13 protein-coding genes and 1 pseudogene are annotated in these 11,344 nt (G+C 41.8%); 3 read left to right on the top strand and 11 right to left on the bottom strand.

Annotated features, from left to right (window positions below; all coding sequences use genetic code 11):
• Positions 1-42 precede the first annotated feature (42 nt).
• A complete protein-coding gene (locus tag L1D51_RS17985) occupies positions 43-1,635 on the top strand; it encodes a carboxylesterase/lipase family protein (RefSeq protein ID WP_239964428.1) in 1,593 nt (530 codons plus the stop codon).
• A gap of 33 nt (positions 1,636-1,668) precedes the next feature.
• Here the strand turns inward: L1D51_RS17985 and L1D51_RS17980 are convergent, their stop codons facing one another.
• The 3 genes from L1D51_RS17980 to L1D51_RS17970 all read right to left on the bottom strand — a co-directional run bounded on the left by L1D51_RS17980 (position 1,669) and on the right by L1D51_RS17970 (position 4,105).
• Positions 1,669-2,388 (bottom strand): SIR2 family NAD-dependent protein deacylase, encoded by a 720-nt coding sequence (locus tag L1D51_RS17980; protein WP_239964427.1) that lies wholly within the window; start codon positions 2,386-2,388, stop codon positions 1,669-1,671.
• Positions 2,385-3,407: a Kelch repeat-containing protein gene (locus L1D51_RS17975; RefSeq protein WP_239964426.1), complete on the bottom strand. Its 1,023-nt coding sequence runs from the start codon at positions 3,405-3,407 to the stop codon at positions 2,385-2,387. The genes L1D51_RS17980 and L1D51_RS17975 overlap by 4 nt, the downstream gene beginning before the upstream one ends.
• Positions 3,408-3,475: 68 nt before the next feature.
• Positions 3,476-4,105 carry an NAD(P)-dependent oxidoreductase gene (locus tag L1D51_RS17970; protein WP_239964425.1) on the bottom strand — a complete coding sequence of 210 codons (630 nt, stop codon included), beginning with the start codon at positions 4,103-4,105 and terminating at the stop codon, positions 3,476-3,478.
• Between the two features lie 102 nt (positions 4,106-4,207).
• Here L1D51_RS17970 and L1D51_RS17965 point away from each other — a divergent pair, with 102 nt between their 5' ends.
• Positions 4,208-5,092 (top strand): LysR family transcriptional regulator, encoded by an 885-nt coding sequence (locus L1D51_RS17965; protein WP_239964424.1) that lies wholly within the window; start codon positions 4,208-4,210, stop codon positions 5,090-5,092.
• A 45-nt stretch (positions 5,093-5,137) separates the two neighbouring features.
• Entirely contained in the window at positions 5,138-5,389 is a 252-nt protein-coding gene (locus L1D51_RS17960) for a TIGR03643 family protein (protein ID WP_054562567.1), read from the top strand.
• A 2-nt stretch (positions 5,390-5,391) separates the two neighbouring features.
• On the opposite strand, the gene L1D51_RS17955 is transcribed toward L1D51_RS17960, so the two are convergent.
• From L1D51_RS17955 to L1D51_RS17920, 8 genes and pseudogenes are all read right to left on the bottom strand, one after another.
• On the bottom strand, positions 5,392-6,708 hold the full coding sequence (locus tag L1D51_RS17955; RefSeq protein ID WP_239964423.1) for a methyl-accepting chemotaxis protein: 1,317 nt from the start codon (positions 6,706-6,708) through the stop codon (positions 5,392-5,394).
• Positions 6,709-6,905: 197 nt separating this feature from the next.
• Complete coding sequence (locus L1D51_RS21875) at positions 6,906-7,028, bottom strand: hypothetical protein (protein ID WP_425605553.1); 123 nt, start codon at positions 7,026-7,028, stop codon at positions 6,906-6,908.
• Between the two features lie 85 nt (positions 7,029-7,113).
• A pseudogene (locus tag L1D51_RS21785) lies at positions 7,114-8,224 on the bottom strand (methyl-accepting chemotaxis protein); the annotation flags it as partial.
• Positions 8,225-8,332: 108 nt separating this feature from the next.
• Positions 8,333-8,587: a YfhL family 4Fe-4S dicluster ferredoxin gene (locus tag L1D51_RS17940; protein ID WP_054562570.1), complete on the bottom strand. Its 255-nt coding sequence runs from the start codon at positions 8,585-8,587 to the stop codon at positions 8,333-8,335.
• A gap of 390 nt (positions 8,588-8,977) precedes the next feature.
• Positions 8,978-9,559, bottom strand: a complete 582-nt coding sequence (locus tag L1D51_RS17935) for a hypothetical protein (RefSeq protein WP_239964422.1) — start codon at positions 9,557-9,559, stop codon at positions 8,978-8,980.
• 107 nt (positions 9,560-9,666) lie between these two features.
• A complete protein-coding gene (locus L1D51_RS17930; RefSeq protein ID WP_239964421.1) occupies positions 9,667-10,005 on the bottom strand; it encodes a hypothetical protein in 339 nt (112 codons plus the stop codon).
• A 118-nt stretch (positions 10,006-10,123) separates the two neighbouring features.
• Positions 10,124-10,447, bottom strand: a complete 324-nt coding sequence (locus L1D51_RS17925) for a hypothetical protein (protein ID WP_239964420.1) — start codon at positions 10,445-10,447, stop codon at positions 10,124-10,126.
• Positions 10,448-10,993: 546 nt separating this feature from the next.
• A partial coding sequence (locus tag L1D51_RS17920) for a hypothetical protein (protein WP_239964419.1) occupies positions 10,994-11,344 on the bottom strand: 351 nt, incomplete at its 5' end.

Below are 11,344 nucleotides of genomic sequence, written 5' to 3'. Positions count from 1 at the left end.
ATATAATATTATAAGCCTTACCCAAACAGCCTAGGCTTTGTTATGACCTCGCGTATTCTCAAATCGATTTTTTACTCATCTTTTCTATTAGGCTCTGCTGTATTTTTGCAAGGCTGCCAAGAACAACCTCAATCAGATCAAATCGCCGTCACTGGCGGGCTTATCCAAGGGCAAAAAGAAGGGCGTTTTATTGCCTATAAAGGCATTCCGTATGCTGCAGCTCCGGTGGGAGAGTTACGCTGGCGAGCACCAGAGCCTGTTCCTAAGTGGCAAGATGTAAAAGTACTTAACGATTACGCGCCTGACTGTATGCAAAAGCCGTTTGCAGCCGACGCTGCACCGCTTACAACAACTCCTTCGGAAGATTGCCTTTATTTAAATGTATTTAAACCCACTAAACACAGCGATACCCCTTACCCTGTTGTGGTATGGATACACGGTGGTGGCTTTGTAAATGGTGGTGCATCACCCGCAGTTTACTCTGGTGAAAGTTTTGCTAAACAAGGGGTTATTTTTGTTAGCTTTAATTATCGCCTAGGCCGATTTGGCTTTTTTGCGCACCCTGCTCTTAGTCGTTTTGAGAACGATGCGCTCGGCAACTACGCTTTAATGGATCAAATTGCGGCCCTTGAATGGGTTAAACAAAATATTGCTCAATTTGGTGGTGATGCTGCAAAAGTGACACTCATGGGTGAATCTGCAGGAGGCGCATCGGTACATGCGATGATGCAAACACCTGCTGCTAATGGCTTATTCCAGCAAGCGATTATTATGTCAGCGGGCGGACGAGAGCTTTTTAAGCAGTTGCCTCTAACTAGTGATGATGACACCGTATTAAGTGCCGAAAAAATTGGCGAAAACTTTGCCAAACAACACACCATTTTAGGCAGTGATGAAAATGCCCTTGCTGCACTACGTGAGTTATCTGCCGAAGACGTGGTTGATGACCTAAATCTGAGCACATTAAACCGACAAAATGATGTTGAACCTACGTACGTTGGCGGGCCAATTATTGATGGCACCATCATCAATTCGGCGACAGAAGCGCGCTTGAATAAAGGCACGTTTAGCCATGTTGCGACCATGGTCGGTACAACAGATATGGATTTAGGCTTTGCTAATTTTGCTTCTAAAGAGGCGCTATTCGCAAGTTTTGCTCCGCACAGTACACAAGCAAAAATGACTTACGATGCAAGCGGCGAAACGCCATTGCCTTTACTCAATTACCAAGTTGGGCAAGATGCTTTGATGCAAGAGCCAGCAAGGTTCGTTGCAAAACGTGTGACAGATATGGGGAAAGATGCCTTTTTATATCGTTTTGGTTATGTGGCGCAAACTTTAGATAAACCCGGTGCAGAGCACGCCAGCGAAATTCCGTACTTTTTTAATACTGTGGCAGCGAAATATGGGCATGTAACCACTGAGCAAGATAAGCAAGCCGCTAAAATAATGCACCGTTATGTGACGAATTTTATTAAATTAGGCACACCAAATGGCCCGGTTTTACCGACTTGGCAAGCATATAAAAATGATGAATCTTTTATACTGAAAATGAGTAAATCAGGGACTGCAGAGTTTTTACCGGATCCCTTACAAGCTCGGTTAAACATCACAGAAACAAAAGCTGAAAAGTAATCAAATAAGGCGCTTAATTAAAGCGCCTTATTTTTACCCTTGCTGCTGAACATACTCAAGCGCAGTCATCTTGTGGTATGTCACATTAGGATGAAATACATGAGTAGGATCCGGGTCAACCACCTCAATTGGCGTGCCTTGACTGCGTGCAATATCGAGTGCCATTTGCGTTATATTGACGCTAAACGAGGTGCCGATAAAGACGATTTTATCGGCATCAAGCATGCGCTGTTGCGCCTCAGAGATTCGATAAAGCTCAGTGTAGTATTCGTCAAATAACAACACGTAAGGCTTAAACGATTCGTTAAGCTTGGGGCTTTCATTATCAATATTGAACACCTCAAGCAAGGAGTTGTGGAGGTTGTCTTCGTTGACTTTGTCCCACGGCGCGTTAAAAGCCATCACATCGTCACCTTGATGGTGAAACAGTGTCATTTGATCTAAGCGACCATGAATAGCAATAAAATCGGTGTTACCTGCTTTACCATCAAGGCCATCGATATTTTGCGTAATGAGATTTTTATCACTCAACCAATGATGCACTTGATTGGGACCGTGATGGCGATAGGTTGCAAAACGATGATAATACCAAACTAAAAATTCGCGGGGATTATTTTCGTACATAGCACGTGTTGCCATTTCCATCGGCGTATAATTTTTGCTGCCAATGGTCCAATAACCATCTTCGCCACGAAAGGTCGGTATACCGCTAGCGGCACTCACACCCGCCCCAGTAATATAGAGTGTATTCATAGAGATAACTTTACCTTGTAACCAAGTGCATCGGCTGTCACTTGTTGATTATTATCCATTCCACCCAGACGATACAAACTTCCTTGGTGCTCTAATAAACCTCGATGATCCATGCTCGCGGTGCCGGCTTTTGGCATCACTTGCCACATGTTTTTATCAACATCAAAGCGCCAAACATGATCACTCGCTGGCGCTGGTTTACCATCGTACCCCGTACCATTGTAGTTATATGGGTTATCAGAGCCGCCCATCATATAAATGTCGCCATTAAAACTGGTTGCTGCCATACGGTAATGGGCAACACCTGTTGGGTGTGGCACGGTACGCCAATCTATCTTTAATGGGTTATTTGCATCAATCGTACCTTTTAAACACTGTGCAACCGCAGCGAAAGAACGACGTTTATCAGCATTCGCCTGTGTTTTAACGCCATCACACACCAATATAGTGTTTCCACTAATTGCCGCCGCTTGGCCAAACACCGGTTGACCTAAAAATGGCGAAGCCTGTTGCCAAGTATCTGTATGCGTATCATAAACTTGTACAAGGTTAACATTGCCATCGTTATGCCAACCACTGACTAAATAGATATAACGCTGCTGGTACGAAAGCGCTACACTGTCATCCACCGGCACTGGCATATTGGCAAGTTGCGTATATGAATTAGAGAGCACATCATAGCGATATACATCGGGTGTAGAGATTTCTTGATGATCGGCGCTAACGGTATACCCACTAAATACATAGGCATGCTTACCCACACCCACTGCGGTACTCGCCAAACGGCCAGTAAGGGGCAACGTACTTGGTACGGCTTTAGCTGCTTGCCACGCCTTATCGCCCACTTTAAGGACCCACACTTTATTGTGAACATCTGTATGTGCTTTGCCTGAGCTCAAGCCCATAAAACTTAAAAAGTAGGCTTGTTCATCAATAACAACTTTGGCAACAGCATTGTTCGCGACGGGTTCAGGTAAGGCAGGTATGGTTGCAAGTGCAATAGAAAATAACAGGCTCATAAATTAAATAGGTAACTTAACACTTAGTTTAAGAATACCATTTTATGAGCCTGAAGAAAGACTCGTTATTAGTAAGCAATACTAATACGTTGATTTAAATGAGCTGCCGATTGTGCTTCATCAAGCATCGCTTTAGCATAATCAGTGACTGATATTTTGCTTTCGCCTTTTGCATCAGTAAAGAAGCTGTCGCCACCAACACGGTACGGGCCTTCTGACTCACCAGGGTAAATGACCGCAGCTGGTGATACAAAAGTCCAAGCTGTATCTACTTTTGAGGCTCTAAACACATCAAGTGCCTCACCTTGAGCTATGGCTTCTGCTTTGTATTCAGCAGGAAAGTCTGGGCTTGATACCAGAGTCACACCGGGGGCTACCTCTAAGCTACCTGCACCGCCTACCCATAAAATGCGTGTGTTAGTACCTGCAAGCGCGTTTAATAATTGCTTTGCTGTGTTTGCAACAATTTCATGGTTCCCTAAAGCACGACCACCAATTGCCGCAATAACAACATCACTACCTGCAGCTGCAGTTGCGATATCGTCTTTAGTTAAATCAAATTCAGTCACTGTAACGTTATCTTGGGTTACTTTACCTGCGTCTCTAACTAATGCATTTACTTGATGACCACGTGCGATTGCTTCTGAAGTAATGTGGCTGCCAATCCAACCTGTTGCGCCAATAACTGCTAATTTCATGAGGAATTCTCCGTTGTTTGTTTCAATGATTGCAGTTTACTTGTTCACTAATTACTGATAAATACACTATATAGATACACATTGTTTCACTTGAAGATACCAATGGATAAACTCAATTCAATTACTAGCTTTGTCGAGGTTGCCCGTACCGGCAGCTTTACTCAGGCTGCAGAGCATTTAGGTTTAAGCCGATTACAAGTTTCTAGACATATTCAAGATATAGAAAAGTGGCTAAATTTAAGGTTGTTTCATCGCACAACACGCAAAGTAAGTTTGACCCTTCAAGGCGAAGAAGCCCTTAGCTATTGCCAGCAAATATTAAATCAAGTGTCTGATTTACAAAGCCGAGCACACAGCCATAACAATGAATTGGTAGGTACCATTCGAGTTGCCTCTCCGATTGGGCTTGGCCAACATAAACTGTTTGATGCCATTGAAGTATTCACCAAGCGCCATCCTCAGACGCGCTTTGAACTGTTACTTTCTGATAGTTTATCGCAGCTGGTTGATGACCGCGTTGATATCGCTTTGCGTTACATCCACCAGCCCGATGAAGGTCTTATTGCCCGTAAGCTAATGTATATCGCAACCGCAGTATGTGCTTCTAACGATTATTTAGCTGCGAACCCACCGGTTAATGAGCCGAGTGACTTAACCGCACATAATTGCCTTGTTCATAACAAACACACTATTTGGCAATTTCAACACGACGACAACACACAAAAAGTCACGGTTAAGGGCAACATTGTTGCCAACGATATGGGGGTGCTTTTAAAAGCAGCGAAACAAGGAATCGGGGTAGCTCACCTACCATGTGATCTCGCCAATGACTATTTGGCATCAGGTGAGCTTGTTAAAGTACTGCCTGAGCATACTACTATGGGCTCTCACTTATGGGCAGTGTATTTATCACGTAACTTCCAACAAAATGTGGCCAGAGCGTTCATCGACTTTTTAGCAGAGCACTGGCAACACGATATTTTATAATCTAAACCTGCTGCAAATACGTATAAGCTACAAAAAGGAGCCGTAATGCAGCACTTAGATCATGAAATATCACGCATCATAGAGATGGCGTGGGAAGATAGAACCCCGTTTGAAGCAATAAACCAACAGTTTGGTTTAAATGAAAAAAGCGTTATCGCGCTAATGCGTGAGCAATTAACAAGCTCGAGTTTTAAACTTTGGCGAAAACGCGCAGCGGGTAGGCAAACCAAACACTTAAAAATACGCCATCCAGATATATCCCGTGGTTACTGTAAAACCCAATATAAACATAGATAAAGTTATTTTATCTTTTGTGAAAACTGCCCAACCGCATCTACCACTTTTCGAGCGCCATGTTGAATGTCGCTCATCACGCTACCAGACTCTGAAGCAAGTTTAAAACCTTGTTCAGCTTTTGCTTTTCCTAATTCGATAACTTCAACCGTTTGTTTAGTCAAAGACCTATTTTGTTTTACAACATCAACAATCTCGACTGTCGAATTAGAGGTTCTTAAAGCAAGTTGTCTTACTTCATCAGCCACCACCGCAAAGCCTCGGCCTTGATCACCTGCACGAGCCGCCTCAATGGCAGCATTAAGCGCCAGTAAGTTTGTTTGATCTGCAATACTACTAATACTTTGTACGATGGCAGAAATATGTTGCGATTGCTTATCGAGCTCAGCCATTTCAGCTGCAGCTTGTTCCATTTGCTTCGCTAAATCGTCCATTACATGAACCATTTCATCTAAAACGGTGGCACCTTGCTTTGCTGCTTTATCGGTTTCAGTGGATGTGCTGTAGGCAATATCCGCCGCTTGAGACACAGCCATTTCTAGATTCACTTGTTCGGTGATGACGGTGGCAAACTTAACGACTTTATAAAGCACATCTTGCTCGTTAAAAACCGGATTATAAGTCGCCTCCAACCAAATGGATTCACCAAATTTATTCACCCGCTTAAATCGTGACGAGATAAATTGGCCTTTTTGTAATTTCTGCCAAAACTCAGCATAGCCAGTTGAGTTTGCTTCAGCTGGTTCACAAAACATACGGTGATGTTTACCGATAATTTCGTCTTTTGTATAACCAACCCCCGCTAGAAATTGCTCATTCGCTTTTAAAACATGGCCATCTAAATCAAACTCAATAACCGCCATAGACCGATTAATTGCTTTCACTAAGTCTTTATTTTCTTGCGATGTTTCAATTGTTCGGGTCAGCACACTGGCGTGAAGATCAAACTTTTCAAAGCCCTGCTGTTTATTTAAAATTGGATGGAAAAATACTCTTAACCAAACATGCTGGCCCTGCGTATTTAAAAGTTGAACAGCACCGAACCATGCTGATTTATCTAAAATAGCTCGTTTAAAATGAAGATAATGCTTTGCGTCTTTGGCGCTGCTAGGCACCAAATCAAGCAGAGGTTTTCCTATTAGTTGTGCTTCTGTAAAGCCGAGTTCTGCTAATACTTGCGTATTGGCAAACGTGATATGACCTTCCCTATCGAGTTCCAGCGTAAACATTCTATTATCTAATGTATCTTTCACTTGAGATACACGAAACAATTCATCTTCTAACTGAGCTATCCTTTCTTTCAATGGTTGGGTAAAAAACATAAATCATCCCACCTTTAATACCAAAATCATCACAGAGTAGCTCGATAAGAACTACTAACTTCTGTACCGCCAAATGATTTTAGCGTAAAAAAGTTGGATGAATACTGGCTTTCAAAACAATAGGAAGTTTCTTGAGGCAAAATAAGAAATGATTTAATTAAATAGCATTATAAAAGCCTAACTGAGTAGGCTTTTTGTCAGTGATTCAGTTGGTTTGCAAATTGCCCAACTGCATCAACCACTTGCTGCGCACCGTGTTGTATGTCTTCCATCACTTGACCAGACTCATTTGATAAAGACACGCCTTGCTCAGCTTTCACCTTACCTTGCTCAATAACCTTTACTGTATTTTGCGTAAGTGACTGATTATTATTACCACTTCAACAATTTCTTCGGTGGCTTTTGATGTTCTTGAAGCAAGCTGTCTGACTTCATCAGCCACCACCGCAAAACCTCGTCCTTGCTCACCGGCACGAGCAGCTTCAATTGCTGCGTTTAGCGCCAGCAAGTTCGTTTGCTCCGCAATGCTACTTATACTTTGCACAATAGCTGCAATTTGCTGTGACTGTTTATCAAGTGCTGAAATCTCTTGGGCTGCTTGCTCCATCTGCTGGGCTAATTCATTCATCACCGTCATGGTGTTTTGTAACACCTCAGCCCCTTGTTGAGCCAGTTTATCGGTCTCGGTTGATGTGCCATACGCAATTTCGGCCGCTTGAGAAATTGCCTGTTCACGATTAACTTGCTCAGTGATCACAGTGGCAAACTTCATCACTTTGTAAAGCTCACCAAAATCATTTGAAATGGGGTTGTATGACGCTTCAAGCCACACTTCATTGCCATGACGGTCAACACGTTTAAACCGATCAACAACAAACTCACCACGCTTTAAGCGCTGCCAAAACTTCTCATACTCAGCTGACTCAGCAAGTTCAGGCTCACAAAACATACTATGGTGCTTACCTACTATCTCCTCTCTCTTATAACCCATGCTCTCTAAAAACGGTTCATTTGCGTTAATAACCTTACCCTCTAAGTCAAACTCAATAACCGCCATCGAGCGATAGATGGCATTTATAGTGTCGCGCTGTTCACGAGAAGTAGAAATTGCATCGGTAAGCACAGTGCCGTAAATAGCAAAGTAATTGAGCTCACCTTGCTCTGTGTGTACCGGGTGTGCAATCAAACGGAGCCACTCAAGCTTGCCGTCATAGCGAGTTATTTGTAAGTGCCCTACTCCATGCTGTTGATTTTCAATGGCGTTTTTTAGCTCTACAAACTGGTCAGTATTTCGAGATTGTTCAGTAATAATATCTTGGAAGGGTGAGTCAATTAGCTGGTTATGCGAGTAGCCTAATTCATCTAAAAAGTTCTGGTTAATATAAGCCATCGTGCCATCTGCACGCAGCCTAAGCACCAACATCTCTTCATCAATACCCGAAGTGAGATCTTTTAGCGGATAAAGCTCAGCTTTTAACGTATCAATTTCAGCCTGTAAGGATTTACTAAACCACATAAAACGCCCTGATTTTTTATTAACGTGTTGTTGTTCATAAAATTGTAGAACAATTATCGCAGGGCGCTACTTTAAGATAAGCAAAAAGAATTAAAGAAAGTGATTTAACTAAGAAGCTTGGGAGGTCAATTTAACGTATTTCTCAGCCAGCTCATCTAAAGTTTCACGATGATTTGGATCTGGCTTAATGCAATCAATAGGACACACACTAACACAAGTCGGGTTATCATAATGCCCTACACACTCAGTGCATTTATTTGGGTCTATTTGATATATCTTCGCGCCCATATAAATAGCTTCATTCGGGCACTCTGGATCACACATATCACAGTTAATACATTTGTTATTGATGAGTAATGCCATGACACACCTTTAAGCACGATGATGGAGTATTGCTTTTAAAAGCTAATCTAGATTCAAAAAGCAGCGAAAATTGCAGCCGCGTAATATAGATTGCTACGAATGAAGTTTCTTTGATCTAGATCAAATTTAAAAGTGGTTTAGATTTCCTAGAGCGTTTTGCCGGAATTAATACACTCATCAATTATCTATCGAACCAAGCTATGTGATGAAATAAGTGAGAGGTTTTATGATGACTAAGTGAGTTTTCGGTGTGGGCAGAGTCATATTAGCATAACTGGTTACTGGACAAAAACACGTTAGAGTATTTAATCAGTAACGTCGACAGCAGGGGCCGAAAAACCAGAGCGAAATCGGCGGTTTTTTGGTCCCTCTGGCTGGCCTTGTTATAAATCACCTTGTGCCTCTATACACGACTTCTCCTTCATTTATCCCAAGATCGTTACGCATGGCATTTAGCATAGAGTCAGCTTTTTCTCTCATCTGCTCCCATGTCGCTTGCTTGCCCTCGTAAAGTAATGGAATAAAGAAATCGATCATCTCATTGTATTTATCCAGCACTTCTTGGCAGGAAACTAACGATATGTAGCCATAAGCTTTATTTCGATTTAGGGAGAAGGAATGCTCAACGTCTGCACTAATAGACTCTTGCTTTGATGTGGCAACTGCCTCTAGTTCTTTAAAAATTTCTGAAACTATATGAATCACATCCTTGTAGATAGCCAATTTGTCAAAGTGACGATTCAACTCTTTTTGCTTCAAGGTATCTATTTGAGCTTTCAAGTCCTCTAGGGCTGCCTCATTCTTAGCCTTTAGTTTTTGGAGGCTCTCCTCATGCTTGGCTCTTTCATTTTGCAGCATGCGCTTTGCCCATAAGCTTCCAAGCCAATGGGAGAATGCGGCAAGCAACAATGCACCACCACCCAGTGATGCGATTATTGCAGCTGCTATTTTAAAGATTTCTTCGATGCTCATAGTGATTTATAACGCCCTGTTAATGGGCGAATTACGCTTTGCTAAAATTAGCGAAGAATGAGCGCCAGCCAAGCAGTAAGGCGTCCATTTTAAACAGCTTGTTATGTTTACTGTTTCACCCAAACCTGACCATCAATTTCAATGGACACCAGACTATAACGTTTGTAGCCAGCAGGAGAATATAAAACATTAGCGATTGAGCCTATTTTTACTTCATCATTAAATTGCTCACAATCGAAATTTTTAAGCCGCATTTTAAACGTGTATTCTCCAGAATTTAATTTGAAACTAATTACCAACATGTTGTTAGTTCGCCAAACATCCTCACATTTGAAAGATTCAATTGGTAATGTTTCTTGAACAATTTTTTGCGGTCTAGGTGCTTCAGTTTGTTTTAAAAGGAAAACAACAAGAGCAAAAATAATTATCGGAGCTATCCATTTCATGCTGATTCCTTAGTAAACATAACGCCCGCATAATGGGCGAATTAAGCTTGGCTAAAATTAGCGAGGAACGAGCGCCAGCCAAGCTTAAGACGTCCATTCATTAATGCGCTTGTTAGGGTTACTTTTGCACAAAAGGAGATACAAAGGAACCGCGCTCATACTCTTGAACCACAATCTCTGCGCTGAAACCAGAGACACCACCTTTATGAATTAAAGCATTTAGAGCTTTAATAGCTTTTGATTTATGCTCTGTTGCTAAAAGGTGACTGGCAGACCAGCAAACTACCCAATCATTTTTATGCTTAAGTAAAGGAAGTAATTCGGAGTAGTCGGCGAGGTTCCGAATGGATTCTTTCATGGATTCAAAGTATTCATGATCGTTTGAAGATGTACCATCTCCTTTGGCAATTGCTGATTCACAAAATTGTTCAATATGCGACATACTTTCTCTGTAACCCTAACGCCGCCTTAAGCGGTGAGTAATAGTTGGCTAAACTGTGAAGCGAAGCGGAACCGAGCCAACTGTTACGAATCCGACTTTAAGGCCTTGTTAGGGCATGTTATTTCAAAAACATATGCTTGATTTGGTGTCTCTCCGCAGCCACCAGACCGACATTCATAGCTAATGACAACAATCATGTCATCTCTCAGAGTAACTTCATAATTGCTGCCACAATATTTACCCGAAAACTTATTAATTTCTTCCAAATAAAATGAATAACTTCTAGAAGGATATGAGACTACTTTTGCCAATATTATCTCTGCATTTCGGCTCATTATTACAATACCTTCACCGGAGTCAGCATCATCTATGACTTTCAGGCTAGAAGAGCAGCCTCCAATAGCGACGATTAAAAATATGGTGAGAAATCTCATAGTGCCCTAACGCCGCAATATGGGGCGTATTAAGCTTGGCTAAAATTAGCGAAGAAATGAGCGCCAGCCAAGCTTTAGACGTCCCATCCATAATTGCCTTGTTATATGTAAATTACTTTTGCGTTAATCGGTAATTATGAGCTTCTATAGCATGATCTAAAAATTGCCAAGGAACATACATATTATTTACGTACACGGAGAAAGCATTTTCAATATATTTGGGTTTATATGTTAGCCAGTAATCATTTAACCGCTCAGTGAAACTTCCCGCTATATCGCCATGTAACAAATATTGTTCAAGTAAACTCGATACCAATTTTACATGCGCCAATTCTATTTCAGCATTCTTCAAATTTTCTTTTGAAATGGCGTCCTGAGCGTTTTCCACACCTTGTGATATTACATGGTTTAAGCTTGCATTAAGCGGATGCGGTGGCATGTGCTCTCCATTTACATATAACGC

Source organism: Pseudoalteromonas shioyasakiensis, assembly GCF_022398475.1.
Taxonomy (GTDB): domain Bacteria; phylum Pseudomonadota; class Gammaproteobacteria; order Enterobacterales; family Alteromonadaceae; genus Pseudoalteromonas.
This window is presented reverse-complemented; position numbering and strand designations above follow the sequence as displayed.

Excerpts from the sequence above, each read along its gene's own strand:
- L1D51_RS17935 (WP_239964422.1), bottom strand. The coding sequence starts at position 9,559 with ATGAGCATCGAAGAAATCTTTAAAATAGCAGCTGCAATAATCGCATCA.
- L1D51_RS17975 (WP_239964426.1), bottom strand. The coding sequence starts at position 3,407 with ATGAGCCTGTTATTTTCTATTGCACTTGCAACCATACCTGCCTTACCT.
- L1D51_RS17960 (WP_054562567.1), top strand. The coding sequence starts at position 5,138 with ATGCAGCACTTAGATCATGAAATATCACGCATCATAGAGATGGCGTGG.
- L1D51_RS17940 (WP_054562570.1), bottom strand. The coding sequence starts at position 8,587 with ATGGCATTACTCATCAATAACAAATGTATTAACTGTGATATGTGTGAT.
- L1D51_RS17965 (WP_239964424.1), top strand. The coding sequence starts at position 4,208 with ATGGATAAACTCAATTCAATTACTAGCTTTGTCGAGGTTGCCCGTACC.
- L1D51_RS17955 (WP_239964423.1), bottom strand. The coding sequence starts at position 6,708 with ATGTTTTTTACCCAACCATTGAAAGAAAGGATAGCTCAGTTAGAAGAT.
- L1D51_RS17930 (WP_239964421.1), bottom strand. The coding sequence starts at position 10,005 with ATGAAATGGATAGCTCCGATAATTATTTTTGCTCTTGTTGTTTTCCTT.
- L1D51_RS17970 (WP_239964425.1), bottom strand. The coding sequence starts at position 4,105 with ATGAAATTAGCAGTTATTGGCGCAACAGGTTGGATTGGCAGCCACATT.
- L1D51_RS17985 (WP_239964428.1), top strand. The coding sequence starts at position 43 with ATGACCTCGCGTATTCTCAAATCGATTTTTTACTCATCTTTTCTATTA.
- L1D51_RS17980 (WP_239964427.1), bottom strand. The coding sequence starts at position 2,388 with ATGAATACACTCTATATTACTGGGGCGGGTGTGAGTGCCGCTAGCGGT.
- L1D51_RS17925 (WP_239964420.1), bottom strand. The coding sequence starts at position 10,447 with ATGTCGCATATTGAACAATTTTGTGAATCAGCAATTGCCAAAGGAGAT.